The sequence below is a fragment of the Pseudomonas sp. B22(2017) genome, from assembly GCF_002113105.1.
Lineage (GTDB): Bacteria > Pseudomonadota > Gammaproteobacteria > Pseudomonadales > Pseudomonadaceae > Aquipseudomonas > Aquipseudomonas asiatica.
In genome coordinates, this window is sequence record NZ_NEJN01000005.1 from 229,699 (window position 1) to 247,065 (window position 17,367).

Annotated in this window: 20 protein-coding genes; 13 read left to right on the plus strand and 7 right to left on the minus strand. The window is 64.6% G+C overall.

Annotated features, from left to right (window positions below):
* Positions 1-44: 44 nt before the first annotated feature.
* Complete coding sequence (locus CAG18_RS13545; protein WP_085721026.1) at positions 45-914, plus strand: ATPase; 870 nt, start codon at positions 45-47, stop codon at positions 912-914.
* Between the two features lie 123 nt (positions 915-1,037).
* Here the strand turns inward: CAG18_RS13545 and CAG18_RS13550 are convergent, their stop codons facing one another.
* Together CAG18_RS13550 and CAG18_RS13555 are read right to left on the minus strand one after the other, a co-directional pair.
* On the minus strand, positions 1,038-2,087 hold the full coding sequence (locus tag CAG18_RS13550; protein WP_085721027.1) for an alkene reductase: 1,050 nt from the start codon (positions 2,085-2,087) through the stop codon (positions 1,038-1,040).
* Positions 2,088-2,104: 17 nt separating this feature from the next.
* A complete protein-coding gene (locus CAG18_RS13555; protein WP_015271675.1) occupies positions 2,105-2,407 on the minus strand; it encodes a helix-turn-helix transcriptional regulator in 303 nt (100 codons plus the stop codon).
* A gap of 150 nt (positions 2,408-2,557) precedes the next feature.
* Between CAG18_RS13555 and CAG18_RS13560 the strand changes: the two genes are divergently transcribed.
* The gene (locus CAG18_RS13560) at positions 2,558-3,142 is read left to right on the plus strand and encodes an ACP phosphodiesterase (RefSeq protein WP_085721028.1); all 585 of its coding nucleotides are present in this window, start codon (positions 2,558-2,560) and stop codon (positions 3,140-3,142) included.
* A 61-nt stretch (positions 3,143-3,203) separates the two neighbouring features.
* On the opposite strand, the gene CAG18_RS13565 is transcribed toward CAG18_RS13560, so the two are convergent.
* Together CAG18_RS13565 and olsB are read right to left on the minus strand one after the other, a co-directional pair.
* On the minus strand, positions 3,204-3,992 hold the full coding sequence (locus CAG18_RS13565) for a lysophospholipid acyltransferase family protein (RefSeq protein ID WP_085721029.1): 789 nt from the start codon (positions 3,990-3,992) through the stop codon (positions 3,204-3,206).
* A complete protein-coding gene (olsB, locus tag CAG18_RS13570; RefSeq protein ID WP_015271672.1) occupies positions 3,992-4,747 on the minus strand; it encodes an L-ornithine N(alpha)-acyltransferase in 756 nt (251 codons plus the stop codon). The genes CAG18_RS13565 and olsB overlap by 1 nt, the downstream gene beginning before the upstream one ends.
* A gap of 160 nt (positions 4,748-4,907) precedes the next feature.
* Here olsB and CAG18_RS13575 point away from each other — a divergent pair, with 160 nt between their 5' ends.
* The 6 genes from CAG18_RS13575 to CAG18_RS13600 all read left to right on the plus strand — a co-directional run bounded on the left by CAG18_RS13575 (position 4,908) and on the right by CAG18_RS13600 (position 9,753).
* Complete coding sequence (locus CAG18_RS13575; RefSeq protein WP_085721030.1) at positions 4,908-5,795, plus strand: acyl-CoA dehydrogenase; 888 nt, start codon at positions 4,908-4,910, stop codon at positions 5,793-5,795.
* Between the two features lie 167 nt (positions 5,796-5,962).
* Positions 5,963-7,045: a serine hydrolase gene (locus CAG18_RS13580; protein ID WP_085721031.1), complete on the plus strand. Its 1,083-nt coding sequence runs from the start codon at positions 5,963-5,965 to the stop codon at positions 7,043-7,045.
* Complete coding sequence (locus tag CAG18_RS13585; RefSeq protein ID WP_025340511.1) at positions 7,042-7,338, plus strand: hypothetical protein; 297 nt, start codon at positions 7,042-7,044, stop codon at positions 7,336-7,338. The genes CAG18_RS13580 and CAG18_RS13585 overlap by 4 nt, the downstream gene beginning before the upstream one ends.
* 44 nt (positions 7,339-7,382) lie before the next feature.
* A complete protein-coding gene (locus CAG18_RS13590) occupies positions 7,383-7,964 on the plus strand; it encodes a YceI family protein (RefSeq protein ID WP_013974065.1) in 582 nt (193 codons plus the stop codon).
* Between the two features lies 1 nt (position 7,965).
* Positions 7,966-9,123 carry a phosphatidylserine/phosphatidylglycerophosphate/cardiolipin synthase family protein gene (locus CAG18_RS13595; protein WP_015271668.1) on the plus strand — a complete coding sequence of 386 codons (1,158 nt, stop codon included), beginning with the start codon at positions 7,966-7,968 and terminating at the stop codon, positions 9,121-9,123.
* Between the two features lie 51 nt (positions 9,124-9,174).
* Entirely contained in the window at positions 9,175-9,753 is a 579-nt protein-coding gene (locus tag CAG18_RS13600) for a DJ-1/PfpI family protein (RefSeq protein WP_015271667.1), read from the plus strand.
* A 124-nt stretch (positions 9,754-9,877) separates the two neighbouring features.
* Here CAG18_RS13600 and CAG18_RS13605 read toward each other — a convergent pair whose 3' ends face one another.
* Positions 9,878-10,276 (minus strand): nuclear transport factor 2 family protein, encoded by a 399-nt coding sequence (locus tag CAG18_RS13605; protein ID WP_015271666.1) that lies wholly within the window; start codon positions 10,274-10,276, stop codon positions 9,878-9,880.
* 115 nt (positions 10,277-10,391) lie between these two features.
* Between CAG18_RS13605 and CAG18_RS13610 the strand changes: the two genes are divergently transcribed.
* Both CAG18_RS13610 and CAG18_RS13615 read left to right on the plus strand, forming a co-directional pair.
* Entirely contained in the window at positions 10,392-10,982 is a 591-nt protein-coding gene (locus CAG18_RS13610) for a GNAT family N-acetyltransferase (RefSeq protein ID WP_013974061.1), read from the plus strand.
* The gene (locus CAG18_RS13615; RefSeq protein WP_085721032.1) at positions 10,979-11,857 is read left to right on the plus strand and encodes a carbon-nitrogen hydrolase family protein; all 879 of its coding nucleotides are present in this window, start codon (positions 10,979-10,981) and stop codon (positions 11,855-11,857) included. The genes CAG18_RS13610 and CAG18_RS13615 overlap by 4 nt, the downstream gene beginning before the upstream one ends.
* Positions 11,858-11,978: 121 nt before the next feature.
* Here the strand turns inward: CAG18_RS13615 and CAG18_RS13620 are convergent, their stop codons facing one another.
* On the minus strand, positions 11,979-13,502 hold the full coding sequence (locus CAG18_RS13620) for a fumarate hydratase (RefSeq protein ID WP_013974059.1): 1,524 nt from the start codon (positions 13,500-13,502) through the stop codon (positions 11,979-11,981).
* Positions 13,503-13,750: 248 nt separating this feature from the next.
* On the opposite strand from CAG18_RS13620, the gene CAG18_RS13625 reads away from it, so the two are divergent.
* Positions 13,751-14,671 (plus strand): iron-sulfur-binding ferredoxin reductase, encoded by a 921-nt coding sequence (locus CAG18_RS13625; protein WP_085721033.1) that lies wholly within the window; start codon positions 13,751-13,753, stop codon positions 14,669-14,671.
* Positions 14,672-14,809: 138 nt separating this feature from the next.
* Here the strand turns inward: CAG18_RS13625 and pyk are convergent, their stop codons facing one another.
* Positions 14,810-16,264 (minus strand): pyruvate kinase, encoded by a 1,455-nt coding sequence (pyk, locus tag CAG18_RS13630; RefSeq protein WP_013974057.1) that lies wholly within the window; start codon positions 16,262-16,264, stop codon positions 14,810-14,812.
* A gap of 179 nt (positions 16,265-16,443) precedes the next feature.
* Here pyk and CAG18_RS13635 point away from each other — a divergent pair, with 179 nt between their 5' ends.
* Positions 16,444-16,830 (plus strand): hypothetical protein, encoded by a 387-nt coding sequence (locus tag CAG18_RS13635; protein ID WP_003259593.1) that lies wholly within the window; start codon positions 16,444-16,446, stop codon positions 16,828-16,830.
* 123 nt (positions 16,831-16,953) lie between these two features.
* The gene (locus CAG18_RS13640; RefSeq protein ID WP_003259592.1) at positions 16,954-17,313 is read left to right on the plus strand and encodes a PilZ domain-containing protein; all 360 of its coding nucleotides are present in this window, start codon (positions 16,954-16,956) and stop codon (positions 17,311-17,313) included.
* The last annotated feature ends 54 nt before the right edge of the window (positions 17,314-17,367 follow it).

Consider the following 17,367-nt stretch of genomic DNA (forward strand, 5'->3'; position numbering starts at 1 on the left):
TTTATACTCGTGCCTCTTTGCGACTACCGCGGTTGAATGTATCCATGCGTAACCATGCTCACGATGACTACGATGACGTGCCTAGCCTGCGGGCGGGCACCCATGACGATGACGAACTGATGCCGGCGCACGTGGTGCGCAACCGCCAGAAGGCCGCTCGCGGTGCCAGCACGGCGCCGCTGTGGGCATTGCTCGGGGCCTCGTTCATCGCCTTGGCGGGCCTTGGCTGGTGGAGCTTCCAGCAGATCTCGCTGATGGAGCAGCAGCTGGTGGCGACCCAGGAAAGCTTCGCTCGCATCAGCGAAGAGGCTGCCGGGCGCCTGCAGGCGATCAGCGGCAAGGTGGCGGCCAGCGAATCCGGCGCCACTACCAACAGCGAGGCGTTGAAGCTGCAACTGCGTCAGTTGCAGCAGGGGGTGGCCGGGCAGACCGGCGACCTGGGCAAGCGCCTGGAGCAGGTACTGGCTGATACCCGCGAACAGCAGAAGGCCGTGACCCAGCTGCAAACCCAGTTGCAGACGCAACTGAAGGCGGTGAATGGCGAGCTGGCCGCATTGCGCTCGGGCCAGGTCGATGGTGGCAAGCTGGATACCCAGTTCAAGGGCCTGAACGAACAGGTTGCTTCGCTGAAGGCCGCGCAGGTGGATGGCGCCAAGCTGGATGCGCAGCTCAAGAGCCTGGGCAGCGAGGTTGCTGCGCTGAAGAAGCAGGGTAACCCGAGCGCGGCCATCCAGGACCTGGAGCAGGACATTCTGGTGCTCAAGAGCCAGATCGATAACCGCCCGGCCGCGGCGGCGTCCAGTGGTGCTTCGGTGCAGGAATTCGACGCCTTCCGGGCGCAGACGACACGCAACCTGAATACCTTGCAGAGCCAGATCCAGAACCTGCAGCAGCAGATCAATGCCCGGCCGTGACATTGCAGGGGAGGGCTTTGCCCTCCTATCGCGACACAAGGCCGCTCCTACAGGAAATCGCGTTCCCCTGTAGGAGCGGCCTTGTGTCGCGATAGGGCCGCAAAGCGGCCCCGGCGATTTCAGTTACAACCGCGGATAGTCGATGTACCCCACCGGCCCCTTGCCATAGAAAGTCTCCGGCCGCGCCTCGTTCAACGGCGCATCCGCCGCCAGCCGCGCCGGCAGGTCAGGGTTGGCGATGAACGGCACGCCAAACGCCACGGCGTCGGCCTTGCCGCTGGCTAGGGCGGCATTGGCACTGGCCTTGTCAAACCGCTCGTTGACGATGTACGGGCCGCCGAACGCTTCCTTGATCAGCGGGCCGATACTGTCATCGGCTTCCTTTTCCCGCGAGCAGATGAAGGCAATACCACGCTTGCCCAGCTCACGGGCCACGTAGGTAAAGGTTTCGGCACGGTCGGCATCGCCCATGTCATGGGCATCGGCCCGCGGCGCCAGGTGCACGCCCACGCGGTTTGCGCCCCACACCTCAATGGCCGCATCGGTCACTTCCAGCAGCAGCCGCGCACGGTTTTCCAACGAACCGCCGTAGCGGTCGGTGCGCTGGTTGGTGCTGCTCTGCAGGAACTGGTCGAGCAGGTAGCCGTTGGCGCCGTGGATTTCCACGCCATCGAAACCGGCAGCCTTGGCATTCTCGGCACCGCTGCGGTAGGCCTCGATGATGTCGATGATTTCTTCGGTTTCCAGCGCGCGTGGGGTGGGGTAGTCACTGAGCGGGCGCACCAGGCTTACATGGCCCTTGGGCTGGATCGCGCTGGGGGCCACCGGCAGCTCGCCGTTCAGGTAGCTGGGGTGGGAGATGCGGCCAACATGCCACAGCTGCAGGAAGATGCGCCCGCCGGCGGCATGCACGGCCTTGGTCACGTTGTTCCAGCCACGCACCTGTTCGTCGTTCCAGATACCAGGGGTATCCGGGTAGCCGACGCCCATGGCGCTGACCGAGGTCGCCTCGCTGAGGATCAGCCCGGCGCTGGCGCGCTGTACGTAATACTCGGCCATCAGCGCGTTGGGCACGCGGCCTTCGTCGGCCCGGCAGCGGGTGAGCGGGGCCATGATGATGCGGTTGGGCAGTTGCAGGTCGCCCAGGGTGATCGGATCGAAAAGCGTGGTCATTACGGTTACCTGCCTGTTCAGAGTGCTTGGCGCAGTTGTTCGAGAAACGCCTGGATGGTGGCTTCGTTGCGTTTGAAGAAATGCCATTGGCCGATCTTCTGGCTGCTGATCAGCCCGGCGCGCTGCAAGGTGGCCAGGTGGGCGGAGACGGTCGACTGCGACAGACCGCAGCGTTGGTCTATCTGCCCGGCACATACACCGTTCTCGGTGCTGTGGTACTGGTCGGGGAATTGTGTCGCCGGGTCCTTCAGCCAGCTGAGGATTTCTCGCCTGACCGGGTGGGCCAGCGCTTTTATGATTTCGTCGAGATCGATAGGCATGGGTTGAGGCTCGTTGTAGCGGTATATCGCGATAGAACGAAATGTAAATCGTGGTTTCCCGATATACAAATATGAAGAGGTTCTGAGCTGAGCACGAATCGATATATCGCGTTATAACGATATATTGGCCGGCGGTGCTAGACTGCGCTCATGAACTACCTCGCACACCTGCACCTTGGCGGCCCGGCGCCGCACCAACTGCTTGGCAGCCTGTATGGCGACTTCGTCAAAGGCTCGCTGGAAGGGCGCTTCCCGCCAGCGCTGGAGACGGCCATCCGGCTGCACCGGCATATCGACAGCTATACCGACCAGCACCCGTTGGTGTTGGCGGCTCTTGCGCGTTTTCCGCGTGAGCGGCGGCGCTTTGCCGGCATCGTCCTGGATGTGTTTTTCGACCATTGCCTGGCCCGGCATTGGCAGGATTATGCCGAGCAGCCGCTGGAGCAGTTCACCGGGGACTTTTATCGGGTATTGCTGGCGGAGCCCGAGTTGCCGGGGCGGCTGGCGCGGATTGCGCCGTTCATGGCTGCGGATGACTGGCTGGGGGCGTATGGCGATTTTGCCACGCTGGAGCAGGTGTTCAACGGTATTGCCCGGCGCTTGTCGCGGCCGGAGGGGATGGTTGGGGTGATGGGGGAGCTGGAGCGGCTGTATGAGCCATTGCTGGCGGACTTCAGGGAGTTTTATCCACAGTTGCAGGCGTTTGCGGCGGCTGGCCGGTTGTCTGACAGTTAGTCCTGCGCTGGCCTCTTCGCGGGCAAGCCCGCGAAGGGGCCGGTACTGGCAGTGCAAGAGTTCAGGCAGCCCGCGCCTGCCGCCGTGGCGCCAGCTCGACTCCTTCAACCCCGAACAACGCCAGGTGAATCGCCTGCTGCGCCTGCAACGCCAGCACCGCTCGCTCCTTGCCCACGCTGCCGATCGGCTGCAGCAGGTGAATGCATACCTCGCCCCGCGGCAGGGCAAACAGGCGCATCAGGTGCGACACCAGGTCATCGTCACCAATGAACGGTGCAATCGGGTCGATCTGGCCATCGCGCAGGTACTGGATGGCGACCGGCTGCACCGCCACGCCACGGTCGATGGCACCTGCCAGCAGGCGACCATGGAAGGTGCGCAGGGTACGGCCACTGGTGGTGGTACCCTCCGGGAAGATCAGTAGCGGCCGGGAAAGACCCAGTTGCCCGGCGATCTGCTCACGCAGGCGCTGGCTGTCGCCCCCGCCACGGCGGATGAACAAGGTGCCGGCCTTTTCCGCCAGCCAGCCGGCCACCGGCCAGTGCCGCACTTCGGCCTTTGACAGGAACGACAGCGGCAGCAGCATGCCAAGCAACGGGATATCGGTCCAGGACACGTGGTTGCTGACCCACAGCATTGGCCGTTGGGGCAGCTCTCCGATCACTCGCACATCGAAGGGAAGGGCCGCGACCAGGCGCTTCATGAACAGGCAGGTCCAGCGCTGGCGGCGCTCGATGGGCGCCTTGAACCCCAGGCGTTCGCCCAGGGCGATCACGCTGGCCATCAGCATGCCCAGCAGCAGTACCAGCAGCAGTCGAGTCAGGCGGGCCATTACCCGCAGCTTCGGCATCAGACCGCTGCCTTGAAGTGGCGGGCGTAGCGTGGGCACAGTTCGTCGCGCTTGAGCAGGATGAACACATCGGCCACCTGGAAGTCTTCGTCCCAGCACGGCTCGCCGCAGATCTTCGCGCCCAGGCGCATGTACGCCTTGAGCAGCGGTGGCATCTCGGCGATGACGTTGTTCGGCAGGGCCAGGTTGGGCAACGGGTTCTTCGGCTCGGCGCGCAGGTGCTCGGTGCACAGGTAGCGGTCACGCAGGCGCTGCATCACCGCGTGGGCCTGCACCCCGCCATCCTGCATGGGGATGCTGGCGCAGCCCATCAGGTAGCTGTAGCGGCCTTCGTTGAGCACTTCGGCCAGTTCGCCCCAGAGCACGGCGATGGTGCCGCCGTTGCGGTAGTCGGGAGCTACGCAGGTTCGGCCCAGCTCCAGGATCGGGCCCTGCAGCTGCAACAGGCCGTGCAGGCTGAATTCTTCTTCGCTATAGAAGCGGCCCAGGCTGCTGGCGGCCTGATGGTCGAGCAGGCGGGTGGTGGCAACCAGCTCGCCGGTGCTCAGGTCGCGTACGCCAATGTGGCGGCAGTGCACGTCGTAGTCGTCCATGTCCAGGCCTTGCTCGGCTCCTTTGAGCTTGGCCTTGAATTCGGCGCTGAACACTTTGTAGCGCAGGGCCTGGGCTTCCTGCAGGGCCGCGGCGCCAACCAGGCGTTCGGCTTGCAGACGGCGTTCGGTGCTGTTGTCGCCAGCGTGAGCGATCCGAGTCATTACGAGTCTCCATAAGCCAGCCATGAAGGGTTGCGGCCGGTCGGCTTTGTTGTGCAAAGTCAGCCTAGGTAGATGGGGTGTCACCCCTGTGAATCTTTGGTGATGCTTGCGTGACACCCCCTGAGCCACAACTGAAAGCCCTTCAGCAAGGAGCCGACCGATGGCCTGGTTGCAACGACTCAACGACCCGCTTCGCCAAGCGCTGGCGGGCACCCTGGGCGAAACCTATGCCGCGCTGCTCGAGCGCCTTGGCCCGGTTGCCCCGTTCGAACTGGCGGTGCTCGGCGGGCGCGCGATGGCCACCCCCGGCCTGGCCTTCCTGGTCGGCTACCAGGCCGCCTTGCGCGTGCTGTGGCCCAGTGCTCCACCCAGCCTCGGCGCCCTGTGCGCCACCGAACGGCGCAGCGTGCGGCCGGCGGACATGCGCACGCGCCTGGACGGCTTGCGGCTGACCGGCAGCAAGGACTTCGTCACTGCAGGCCTGGAGGCGGAATGGCTGCTGGTGGCGGCGCGCTGCGAGGCGACGGGCGCGGCGCCGCAGTTGAACCTGGCGGTGGTCTACCCCGGGGAGCCAGGTGTGACGCTGGAAGCGCTGCCGACGCTGCCGCTGATGCCGGAGGTAGGCCATGGGCGACTGGTGCTGGAGCGCGCGGCGTGCGAGTTGTTGGCCGGTGATGGTTGGGATGCCTATGTGAAGCCGTTCCGTTCGCTGGAGGACTTGTATGTGCTTACGGCGTTGACGGCCTGGTTATATGGCGTGGGGCAGGAGTGCGCCTGGCCGCAGGCCTTGCGCCTGCAGTTGCTTGGGCTGCTGGCCGGGTGTGCCGAAGGTAGCCGGCAGTGCGCCGATAGCGTTGGTTGCCATTTGTTGCTGGGGGGATTGTTTGCACAGTTCCAGGCGCTGCGAGGGGAGATCGATGCTGCGTTGGCGGCGGGGCCGGCGCAGTGGGCGCAGATCTGGCAGCGTGACCAGGGGGTGATGGCGCTGGCGGCGGCGGCGCGGGAGAAGCGGCTGAACAAGGCTTGGGCTGCTGCGGGATTGTCATGAATGCCTGATAGGTTTGTGTGATCCGATGAATCCTGGGGCCGCTGTGCGGCCCTTTCGCGACACAAGGCCGCTCCCACAAAAGCAAGAGCAGCGCTGTTCCCTGTGGGAGCGGCCTTGTGTCGCGAAAGGGCTGCGCAGCAGCCCCAAAATTGCGAGCCTGAAACGGGATGCTGAAAAGTCTGCTGCTGCTTTTTTGCATGGCTACGGGAACCGCCAAAGCCGAGGTCTGGCCAACGCCGGACTGGCCAATCGACAACACCCCCCTCGACTGGCAAGCCGTCGACGCCTACGCCTTCCCCGCACGCACAACCCCCGAACGCAGCGGCATCCGCACCGACGCCCTGCTGATCATCCGCGACGGCCGCATCCTCCACGAACGCTACGCCGCCCCCAGCACTGCCGCCACCGCCCACCTCACCTGGTCGATCAGCAAGAGCGTACTCGCCACGCTATTGGGCGTAGCCCAGGGCGAAGGCCGCTTCCAGCTGCAGGACTCGGTGACCCGTTTCTACCCGGCCATGCACGCCCATCCCGGCGTGCGCATGGCCGATCTGCTGCATTGGGCCAGCGGCCTGGACTGGCAGGAAGACTACGAGTACGCCCCGCTCAAGTCCTCGGTGGTGGCCATGCTGTATACCCGTGGCCGCGAGGACATGGCGGCCTACACGGCGGCGCGGGAAGCGGTGGCCAGCCCGGGCCAGCGGTTTCTCTATTCCAGTGGCGACAGCAACCTGCTGGCCGCGGCGTTGCGCGGCATGCTCGATGCCGGTCAGTACCCCGACTACCCCTGGCATGCGCTGTTCATTCCGTTGGGGATCGACAGCGCGGTATGGGAGCGGGACCGCGCGGGTACCTATGTGGGTTCGTCCTACCTGTACCTCAGCGCTCGCGACCTGGCGCGCATCGGCCTGCTGATGCAGCGCGACGGGCGCTGGCAGGATCGGCAATTGCTGCCCAAGCCCTGGGTGGCTTTCAACCGCACGCCGTTTGCCGAAGCCGAAGCACTGCCCGGCGAGGCCAACCCCGGTGGCCACTGGTGGCTCAATCAGCCGCTGGTCGGCGCTGCCCGGCCTTGGCCGAGTGCTCCCGCGGACACCTACGCAGCCCTTGGCCACTGGGGCCAGGCGCTGTACGTGCTGCCCGCGCAAAAGCTGGTGATCGTGCGTTACGCCGATGACCGCGACGGCAGCTACCAGCACGATGAACTGCTCAAGCGGATACTCGCGGCGCTGGCTGGAGAGGGGGCATGAAGCGGGTGCTGCTTGTGGTGTTGCTGGGGCTGGTGTACTGGGCCTGGCACGAGCGCCAGGCCCTGGCGGACTTCCCCGGTATCCTTTCGGCCTACTCGGCCAAGGAATATTGCTCGTGCCGCTTCGTCATGGGGTTCGAGCCAGCGTATTGCCAAGGCTACGTGAAGCAATGGCTGCCGCTGAGCCTGCTGGAGGAAGACAGCCAACAGCGGCAGGTCACCGCCGAAGGCCTGGGCCGTCGCAACCAGGCTGCCTGGCAAGGCCCGCGCGAGGGCTGCCGCTTGCTGCCGTGAAGGCGGGCGGGTAAGGTTGGCGGCCTGGTTTCACGAGATCTGTCATGTTCAAGCTGCCCCGCCTGCTGCCCGCCTTGTTGCTGGCTTTTTGCCTGCCCGCCCACGCCAACTGGCACCTCGATGGCGAGTCTTCGCGCCTTTCGTTCATTACCGGCAAGAACGGTAACACCGCCGAGGTGCACCGCTTCCTGGTGCTGCATGGCACGGTCGACCGCAAGGGAGTGGCCGGGTTGAGCATCGAGATGGACTCGGTGAGCAGCGGTATTCCGCTGCGTGATGAACGCATGCGCGAGGACCTGTTCGAGGTCGAGCGCTTTGCCGAAGCCAAGGTGCAGGCGCAACTGGACCTACGGCCGATCAACGACCTGGCCAACGGTGCCCAGATCGAACTGCGCCTGCCATTGACCGTGACCCTGCATGGCCAGTCGCACAGCTACAACGCCCTGCTGCTGGCCACCCGCCTGGACGAGCGACGCTTCCAGGTGGTGACCCTGGAGCCCTTGGTGCTGCGCGCCGAGGATTTCGGCCTGCTGCCGGGGCTGCAACGCCTGCGCAAGTTCGCCGGGCTCAAGTCCATCAACCCGTCGGTGCCGGTTAGCGCGGTGCTGATCTTCACCGCCCGCTGACATGCCGGGGCCGGTCTTTCCCTGGCGGGATGGCAACCAGTTCGAACTGCTGATCGACGGCCCCGAGTTTTTTCCGCGCATGCTCCTGGCGATCATGCGCGCCGAATTCCAGGTCGACCTGGAACTGTACCTGGTCGAGGCCGGTGACTGCGCGGATGCGGTGGTCGAAGCGCTGGAGCAGGCTGCCCGACGTGGCGTGCGGGTGCGCTGCCTGTTCGACGACTATGGCTCGCTGGCCTTCAACAGCAAGTTGCGTCAGCGCCTGCTGGACGCAGGTGTGTACCTGCGCTGGTACAACCGCCTGCGCTGGAAGCGTGGCTTGCGCAACCTGTACCGCGATCACCGCAAGTTGCTGCTGGTGGACGAACGCTGGGCAGTGGTGGGCGGCACGGGCGTCACCGACGAGTTCTGGACGCCGGGCGAGGCGACCAGTGAATGGCACGAGGTGATGGTGCAGATGCAGGGGCCGGTGGTAAGCGACTGGCAGTTGCTGTTCGACCGCCAGTGGCACGCCAACAACCGTCGCACAGCCTGGCGCCCCGCCGAGGGCTTTGGCCTGCCGCGCCTGCCCAAGGTGCCTGCACAGGGGCAGGGCATGGGCCGGGTAGCCTATGCCGACGCCCGCCAGCACCAGGACATCCTGCATTCGCTGGTGCGCGCGATCAACAGCGGCAAGCAGCGAGTGTGGCTGGCCACGCCTTACTTTCTGCCGACCTGGAGCGTGCGTCGGTCGCTGCGCCGGGCTGCCGGCAAGGGGGTCGATGTGCGGCTGCTGCTGACCGGGCCGCGCACCGATCATCCATCGGTACGTTACGCCGGGCATCGCTATTACCCGCGTCTGCTGCGCGCCGGGGTGCGTATCTACGAGTACCAGCCGTGTTTCCTGCACCTGAAGATGGTGTTGATCGACGATTGGGTCAGTATCGGCTCATGCAACTTCGATCACTGGAACTTGCGCTTCAACCTCGAGGCCAATATCGAGGCACTCGACCCGCCGCTGACGGCTGCCGTGCAGGCCAGTTTCGAGCGTGATTTCGCGTTGAGCGAGGTGGTCGACCTGGGCCACTGGAATGCCCGGCCGCTGTGGCGCCGGGTGAAGCAGCGGTTGTGGGGGTGGCTGGACCGGTTGGTGGTCAACTTGCTCGACCGTCGCGACTGAGACCAGCTATCGTGCAGTGATTGGCTCAAGGCAATCGAAGGAGTGGGTGCGATGACGGCAAAGAAAATTCTCATGTTGGTCGGCGACTACGTCGAAGATTACGAAGTCATGGTGCCGTTCCAGGCGCTGAGCATGGTCGGGCACACGGTGCATGCGGTATGCCCGGAAAAGGTCGCGGGGCAGACGGTGCGTACCGCGATTCATGATTTCGAGGGCGAACAGACCTACAGCGAAAAGCCGGGGCACAACTTTGCCTTGAATTATGACTTCGTGCGTGTACGGCCCGAGAGTTACGACGCGCTGCTGATCCCGGGTGGTCGTGCACCGGAGTACCTGCGCCTGGATGAGCGGGTGCTGGAGCTGGTGCGGGCGTTCGACCAGGCCGGCAAGCCGATCGCGGCGGTTTGCCATGGTGCCCAGTTGCTGGCGGCGGCCGGCGTGCTGGAAGGGCGCGAATGCAGTGCGTACCCGGCGTGCGCCCCGGAAGTGCGCTTGGCGGGCGGGACATTCATCGATATCGCGGTGGACCAGGCGCATGTGGACGGCAACCTGGTGACGGCACCGGCATGGCCGGCGCATCCGGCGTGGTTGGCGGCATTCCTCAAGGTGCTTGGTACCCGTATTGCCTGATACGGCCTTATCGCCGGCAAGCCAGCTCCCACAGGTTTAGCGAAGGTTTCAAGACCTGTGGAGTACCTGTGGCAGCTGGCTTGCCGGCGATGAGGCCAGTGCAGGCAACACAGCTCAACCAGGCTTAACCCACCTGCTCGACCCAGTCATTGAGGTTGTAGTAGTTGGTCACCCGGGCAATCTTCCCGCAATGGATATAGAAGAACGCCCCTGCCGGCAGCACATAGGTCTGCCCGTTGGCCGCCGGCAACCCTTCGTCATCGGCCAGATATTCCCCATGCACGGTGAACTCCGCCGCCGCGCGGCTGCCGTCGGCGTTCTGCATCACCACGATATCGGCCAGGCGCTCGCGGTAGCAGCGGTTCATCTTGTCCATGAACGCTGCAAACCGGGCCTTGCCCATCTGCCGCTCGCCCTGGTTGATGTCGTGGATCACATCCTCGCTGAGCAGGGCGAGAAAGGCCGGCATGTCGCCCGCATTGAAGGCGGCGTAGTAAGCATTTACCAGTTCGGTAGCGGTCATGGAACAATACCTGTCGTGGAGGGAAAAGGCGGGTCGTCGCTCCGGATGATAGGGTTTCCCCTCAAGCCCGGCTTAGCCGAGCGCGTCATCCACATCGACAAAACGACCGCCAAGCATGGAAATACGCCTGTTGCACGGCGCCGCTATCGCGCCTTACATCGATGACCTCGCTCGCCTGCGCCTTACCGTGTTTCGCGAGTTTCCCTACCTTTACGACGGCACCCCGGAGTACGAGGCCGACTACCTGGCCACTTATGCCCGCTCCGGGCGCAGCCTGGTGGTGCTGGCGCTGGACGACGGCAAGGTGGTCGGTGCCTCCACCGGCCTGCCGCTGGTGGATGTCGCCCCCGAGTTCCAGCAGCCGTTCCTGGCCCAGGGGCGCGACCCGGCCAGCGTGTACTACTTTGGTGAATCGGTGGTACTGCCCGAGTACCGTGGCCAGGGCCTGGGGGTGCGCTTTTTCATCGAGCGCGAGTCCTACGCACACAAGCTGGCCGAGTTCGACTATTGCGCGTTCTGTGCGGTCGAGCGGCCAGGTGTGCATCCGCGGCGGCCTGCGGACTACAAGCCGTTGCATGGCTTCTGGCGTAACCGCGGCTTTCTGCACGACCCGTCGCTGCGCACCAGCTACGCCTGGCGCGACCTGGACGAGCAGGAAAGCTCCGACAAGCTGATGTCGTTCTGGCTCAAGGAACTGCCGATATGATCCGCCTGGCGGCCTGCCAGTACGCCATCGAGCTGCATGAAACCTGGGAGGCCTACGCCGATCATCTGCAAGCCCTGTGCGCCGAGGCGGTGGACGCGGGGGCCCGCTTGCTGCTGTTGCCGGAGTACGCCGGCCTGGTGCTCAGCGGGCAGCTGAGTGCCGAGCAGCGGGGTGACCTGAAGGCTTCCATCGCCGGTATCCAGCCGCTGATCGAACCCTGGAGGGCCTTGTGCGAGAGCCTTGCCCGGCGCTGGGGTATCTACCTGCAACCGGGTAGCGTACCGGTGCTGGACAGCGATGGGCGCTACCGCAACCGTGCCTGGCTGTTCGGCCCCCAAGGTGTGCTGGGCTACCAGGACAAACTGATGATGACCCGTTTCGAACGGGAGCAATGGGACATAGCCGCGGGCCAGGGGCTGCAGGTGTTCGACACTGAACTGGGGCGCCTGGGCATCCTGATCTGCTACGACAACGAATTCCCGATGCTGGCGCGGCGCCTGGCGGAGGGTGGTGCCGACCTGATCCTGGCGCCGAGCTGTACCGACACCGAGGCGGGTTACCACCGGGTGCGCATCGGTGCCCAGGCGCGGGCGCTGGAGAACCAGATTGCGGTGTTGCAGAGCCCCACGGTCGGGCTGGCGCCCTGGTCGCCGGCGCTGGACGAGAATATCGGCCGGGCAGGGCTGTTCGTGCCGCCGGATCATGGGATGCCGGGGGATGGGGTGGTGGCCTTGAGTGAAGAATCGAGCCCTGCCACTAGTCAGTGGCTGGTCTGTGAGGTGGACCTTGAGGAAGTACGGCGGGTGAGGCGGGAAGGGCAGGTGTTTACCCGCAGGGACTGGCCGGAGCAGTTTGACCGGATCTGCCCCCTGTAGGAGCAGCCTTGTGCTGCGAATGGGCCTGTGCTCACCCAAATATCTGTGGGTGACACAAGGCCTCTTCGCAGCACAAGGCTGCTCCTACAAAGAGCAGGGCCGTGACGCTTTTGCAGCAGATTTACTTCACTTCGACTGCCAGGCTCTGGGCAATCTTGCTCTGCCACAGGGCAGGGCCAGTGATGTGTACCGACTCACCGTTGCTGTCCACGGCGACGGTCACCGGCATGTCCTTGACCTCGAACTCGTAGATCGCTTCCATGCCCAGCTCGGCGAAGGCCAGGACCTTCGACTTGCGGATGGCCTGGGCCACCAGGTAGGCAGCACCGCCGACGGCCATCAGGTACACGGCCTTGTTGTCCTTGATCGCTTCGATGGCGGCAGGGCCGCGCTCGGACTTGCCGATCATGCCGAGCAGGCCGGTCTGCTCGAGGATCTGGCGGGTGAACTTGTCCATGCGGGTGGCGGTGGTCGGGCCGGCTGGGCCTACCACTTCGTCACCGACCGGGTCGACCGGGCCAACGTAGTAGATGAAGCGGCCTTTCAGGTCCACCGGCAGCTCTTCGCCACGGTTGAGCATTTCGACCATGCGCTTGTGCGCGGCATCGCGGCCGGTCAGCATCTTGCCGTTGAGCAGGATGGTTTCGCCCGGCTTCCAGCTGGCGACTTCTTCCGGGGTGATGGCGTCGAGGTTGACGCGACGGGCGCTCGGGCCAGCTTCCCAGACGATTTCCGGGTAGGCGTCCAGCGACGGCGCTTCCAGCTCGGCCGGGCCGGAGCCATCGAGCACGAAGTGGGCGTGGCGGGTGGCGGCGCAGTTGGGGATCATGCACACCGGCAGCGAAGCGGCGTGGGTCGGGTAGTCCATGATCTTGACGTCGAGCACGGTGGTCAGGCCACCCAGGCCCTGGGCGCCGATGCCCAGCTGGTTGACCTTCTCGAACAGCTCCAGACGGATTTCTTCCAGGCGGTTCTGCGGGCCACGGGCTTTCAGTTCGTGGATGTCGATGGACTCCATCAACACTTCCTTGGCCATGACGGCGGCCTTCTCGGCGGTACCGCCGATGCCGATGCCGAGCATGCCAGGCGGGCACCAGCCAGCGCCCATGGTCGGGACGGTCTTCAGTACCCAGTCGACGATCGAGTCGGACGGGTTGAGCATGGCCATCTTCGACTTGTTCTCCGAGCCGCCGCCCTTGGCTGCGACATCGACCTCGACCTTGTCGCCGGGGACGATGGAGTAGTGGATCACTGCCGGGGTGTTGTCCTTGGTGTTCTTGCGGGCACCGGCCGGGTCGGCCAGGATCGAAGCGCGCAGGACGTTTTCAGGCAGATTGTAGGCGCGACGCACACCTTCGTTGATCATGTCGTCGACGCTCATGGTGGCGCCGTCCCAGCGCACGTCCATGCCCACGCGGATGAACACGGTGACGATACCGGTGTCCTGGCAGATCGGGCGATGGCCAGTGGCGCACATGCGCGAGTTGATCAGGATCTGGGCGATGGAATCGCGCGCAGCAGGCGATTCTTCACGCAGATAGGCCTCGTGCATGGCCTGGATGAAATCGACGGGGTGGTAGTACGAGATGAATTGCAGGGCGTCGGCGACGCTCTGAATCAGGTCGTCTTGCTTGATCACGGTCATGCAGCGCGCTCCTCTTAAAGACGGGAACATTCATTACGGCGCTCGACGGTGCCGACCAGCGTGTCGAAGCGCCTTGCAAGGCGCCGGCAGGTCAGGCCGACGGAAAAAGGCGCGGCAGTATAGCGCGCATCCGTGCCGGGCACACCTGCGGTCGGTCTGGACCATGGTCGGCAGTGGTTGGGCATCCTTTTTGCTGCCGTTGCGTGCTTGGCTTAAAGTGCACTGTGATATGTGGAGAAAGACCGACCATGCCCGTACTTTGCGTGGGCGAGCGCCGCTGGGCGGTGCCGACCGGCAGCAACCTGCTCGATGCCTTGAACGAGGCCGGGCTGAACGTACCCTACAGTTGCCGCGCCGGCAGTTGCCATGCCTGCCTGGTGCACTGCCTGGGCGGGCAACCGCTGGATGCCATGCCCGAGGCCCTGGCGCCGGACAAGCATGCCCAGGGCTGGCGGCTGGCCTGTCAGTGTCGGGTAGTCGAAGATCTGCGCGTGGCGCAGTTCGACCCGCAGCAGGATGGCCTGCCGGCGCAGGTCTGTGCCCTGGACTGGTTCGGCGATGTGCTGCGCGTGCGGCTGCGGCCCGAACGGGCAATGCGTTACCAGGCGGGGCAGCATGTGGTGCTGTGGAATGGCGCGGTGGCGCGGCCTTACTCCTTGGCCAGCTTGCCGGGCGAAGATGATTTCCTCGAGTTTCATATCGACTGCCAGCACCCCGGCGCCTTTTGTGACAAGGCCCGTGGCTTGCAGCTGGGTGATGTGCTGCGCCTGGGCGAGCTCAGGGGAGGGGCCTTGCACTACGACCCGGACTGGCAACAGCGGCCGCTGTGGTTGCTGGCGGCGGGGACCGGGCTGGCGCCGTTGTGGGGCATCTTGCGCGAGGCTCTGCGGCAGGGGCACCAAGGGGAAATCAGGGTCATGCATGTGGCGCGCGAGGACGCTGGGCATTATCTGGCCGAGCCGTTGCGCAAGATGGCGGATGTGAGTGTCGAGTTGGTACTGGCAGAGCGGCTGGATGAAGCGTTGGCCGGGTTGCGGCCGTCATCGCGGCAGACGGTGGCGCTGGTGTGCGGGGCGCCGGGGAGTGTCGAGCGGTTTGCCCGGCGGCTGTTCATTGCCGGGGTGCCACGGGGGCAGGTGTTTGCCGATGTGTTTGTCGAGCATGCCTGAGGCATTTGTGTAATCTGGGCTGGCCCCATCGCCGGCAAGCCAGCTCCCACAGCATTGCAACAGACCTGGGCCTGCGCGGTACCTGTGGGAGCTGGTTTGCCGGCGATGGGGCCGCAGTGCGGCCCCGTTTGGAGCAGATCAACCGACCAGCGGATCACCGACATGCAGGATCTTCATGCCATTGGTGCCACCGATGGTGTGGTAGCTGTCACCCTTGGTCAGGATTACCCAGTCACCTTGCTCCACCAGGCCACGCTTGAGCAGTTCGTCGACCGCTGCCTGACTCACCTTGTCGGCCGGCAGCGAGGCCGGATCGAAGGCGATCGGGTACACGCCGCGGAACATGTTGGCACGGGCCTGGGTAGCGCGGTGCGGCGACAGGGCGAAGATCGGCACGTGCGAACGCAGGCGCGACATGATCAGCGGGGTGTAGCCACTCTCGGTCAGCGCAATGATCGCCTTCACGCCCGGGAAGTGGTTGGCGGTGTACATGGCCGCCAGCGCGATGCTCTCGTCGCAGCGCTCGAAGGTAGTGTGCAGGCGGTGGCTGGACTTCTGGCTGGTCGGGTGCTTTTCGGCACCCAGGCAGATGCGGGCCATGGCCTGGACAGCTTCGATCGGGTAGGCACCGGCGGCGCTCTCGGCCGACAGCATCACCGCGTCGGTGTTGTCCAGCACGGCGTTGGCCACGTCGGACACTTCGGCACGGGTCGGCATCGGGTTCTGGATCATCGACTCCATCATCTGGGTCGCCACGATCACCGCCTTGTTGTTGCGGCGGGCGTGCTGGATGATCTTCTTCTGGATGGCGATCAGCTCGGCGTCGCCGATTTCCACGCCCAGGTCGCCACGGGCGACCATGACGGCGTCGGATGCGAGGATCAGCTTGTCGAGGGTCTCGTCGTCGGCCACTGCTTCGGCGCGTTCGATCTTGGCCACCAGCCAGGCGCTGCCGCCAGCTTCGTCACGCAGCTTGCGCGCGTATTCCATGTCGCTGGCGTCACGCGGGAAGGACACGGCCAGGTAGTCCAGGTCCATTTCCGCGGCCAGCTTGATGTCGGCCTTGTCTTTCTCGGTCAGGGCCGGTGCGGTAAGGCCGCCACCTTTACGGTTGATGCCTTTGTGGTCCGACAGCGGGCCACCGATGATCACCACGCAGTGCAGGGCATCTGCGGTGGCGGTCTCGACGCGCATCACCACGCGGCCATCGTCGAGCAGCAACTCGTCACCAACGCCGCAGTCCTTGACCAGGTCGGGGTAGTCGATACCGACGATGTCCTGGTTGCCTTCGGTCAGCGGGTGGGCGGTGGAGAAGGTGAACTTGTCACCGATCTTCAATTCGATACGCTTGTTGGCGAACTTGGCGATGCGGATCTTCGGACCCTGCAGGTCGCCCAGCAGTGCAACATGGCGGCCGTTCTTGGCGGCGATGTCACGGATCAGGCGCGCGCGGGCCTTGTGCTCGTCCGGAGTGCCGTGGGAGAAGTTCAGGCGTGCCACGTCCAGGCCGGCGAGGATCAGCTGTTCGATCACTTCCGGCGAGTTGCTGGCGGGGCCAAGGGTGGCGACGATTTTGGTACGGCGGATGCTCATGCACAGACTCCTATAGTGAAGCGCAGCGAAAGGCTACTCCTGAATCTCGCTGTAGTCATTGTTCCGTTGCACTACCTGCGACCGAGGCAGGGTGGCATTTGAACGGGCAGGGCATCATTGCAAAAGGGTGTGAAGATTTGCCGGCAAAGGCCGATACACTGGCATCAAAGGAGACCCCCATGCGAGCCCTGATCGTTTTAGCCCTGGCGGCCAGCGCCGTCGGTTGCACCCGCTGGTCCATGGACCACCACCTGAACAATGCCTACCGTGCCTACGACCGTGGCGATTGCGCGCGGGTCATGCTCGAGCTGTCGCAGGTCGACCGCACCAGCCGTGCACGACCGTTCATCCACCCCGAGGTGTCGCTGCTGCGCGGCCAGTGCCTGGAGCGCCAGGCCTTGTACGTGGATGCGGCGCAGACCTACCAGTACCTGATCCAGCAGTACCCGGGCAATGAATACGCGTATCGTGCCCAGGCACGCCTGCAGACCCTGGAGAAACTCGGCCATTTGCGCGGCACCGAAGCCGCCGTGGCGAACCCGGTGACCGCCGCACCTTGGCGTTAACACCAAGGTGTGATTTATTTCACGGGATTTGCCGCGCGCGCTGCGCTAATCTGTAACTCAGTTGTTACAACAACCGCCAGTTCCACGTATTCCTGGCATCGGATACGGACTGCACTTGCGATCATGTTCAACAAGCGCCACATCGAACGCCATCAGCTGCCTTGTGTTCTCAAGGTGTTCAACCGCATTACCGGTCAGGCCATCGGCCAACTGGGTAACGCCTCTGAAGACGGGCTGATGTTGATAAGCCAGCTACCTGTGCTGGTCGGGCCCGACTATGATCTGCAATTACGCCTGCCGCTGCTTGGTGGCGGGCATCAATTCGTCAACCTTACCGCCAGCTGCCTGTGGTGCCGTGAAGACCAGACGCCCGGGCACTACGATTCCGGTTTCATGCTGCTGCAGGCCCCCCGCGAGTACGATGAATTCGTCCGTTCGTTGCGCGACTATTTCAGTTTCCGCCCCGCCAACGCATCTGCCTGAGCCTGCTGAGCCCCGGGCCCAGCTTCTGGAATCGCGCTAGAATCGGGTCGACCT

Coding starts and splice junctions, on each gene's coding strand:
- CAG18_RS13545 (WP_085721026.1), top strand. CDS start 45: ATGCGTAACCATGCTCACGATGACTACGATGACGTGCCTAGCCTGCGG.
- CAG18_RS13550 (WP_085721027.1), bottom strand. CDS start 2,087: ATGACCACGCTTTTCGATCCGATCACCCTGGGCGACCTGCAACTGCCC.
- CAG18_RS13555 (WP_015271675.1), bottom strand. CDS start 2,407: ATGCCTATCGATCTCGACGAAATCATAAAAGCGCTGGCCCACCCGGTC.
- CAG18_RS13560 (WP_085721028.1), top strand. CDS start 2,558: ATGAACTACCTCGCACACCTGCACCTTGGCGGCCCGGCGCCGCACCAA.
- CAG18_RS13565 (WP_085721029.1), bottom strand. CDS start 3,992: ATGCCGAAGCTGCGGGTAATGGCCCGCCTGACTCGACTGCTGCTGGTA.
- olsB (WP_015271672.1), bottom strand. CDS start 4,747: ATGACTCGGATCGCTCACGCTGGCGACAACAGCACCGAACGCCGTCTG.
- CAG18_RS13575 (WP_085721030.1), top strand. CDS start 4,908: ATGGCCTGGTTGCAACGACTCAACGACCCGCTTCGCCAAGCGCTGGCG.
- CAG18_RS13580 (WP_085721031.1), top strand. CDS start 5,963: ATGCTGAAAAGTCTGCTGCTGCTTTTTTGCATGGCTACGGGAACCGCC.
- CAG18_RS13585 (WP_025340511.1), top strand. CDS start 7,042: ATGAAGCGGGTGCTGCTTGTGGTGTTGCTGGGGCTGGTGTACTGGGCC.
- CAG18_RS13590 (WP_013974065.1), top strand. CDS start 7,383: ATGTTCAAGCTGCCCCGCCTGCTGCCCGCCTTGTTGCTGGCTTTTTGC.
- CAG18_RS13595 (WP_015271668.1), top strand. CDS start 7,966: ATGCCGGGGCCGGTCTTTCCCTGGCGGGATGGCAACCAGTTCGAACTG.
- CAG18_RS13600 (WP_015271667.1), top strand. CDS start 9,175: ATGACGGCAAAGAAAATTCTCATGTTGGTCGGCGACTACGTCGAAGAT.
- CAG18_RS13605 (WP_015271666.1), bottom strand. CDS start 10,276: ATGACCGCTACCGAACTGGTAAATGCTTACTACGCCGCCTTCAATGCG.
- CAG18_RS13610 (WP_013974061.1), top strand. CDS start 10,392: ATGGAAATACGCCTGTTGCACGGCGCCGCTATCGCGCCTTACATCGAT.
- CAG18_RS13615 (WP_085721032.1), top strand. CDS start 10,979: ATGATCCGCCTGGCGGCCTGCCAGTACGCCATCGAGCTGCATGAAACC.
- CAG18_RS13620 (WP_013974059.1), bottom strand. CDS start 13,502: ATGACCGTGATCAAGCAAGACGACCTGATTCAGAGCGTCGCCGACGCC.
- CAG18_RS13625 (WP_085721033.1), top strand. CDS start 13,751: ATGCCCGTACTTTGCGTGGGCGAGCGCCGCTGGGCGGTGCCGACCGGC.
- pyk (WP_013974057.1), bottom strand. CDS start 16,264: ATGAGCATCCGCCGTACCAAAATCGTCGCCACCCTTGGCCCCGCCAGC.
- CAG18_RS13635 (WP_003259593.1), top strand. CDS start 16,444: ATGCGAGCCCTGATCGTTTTAGCCCTGGCGGCCAGCGCCGTCGGTTGC.
- CAG18_RS13640 (WP_003259592.1), top strand. CDS start 16,954: ATGTTCAACAAGCGCCACATCGAACGCCATCAGCTGCCTTGTGTTCTC.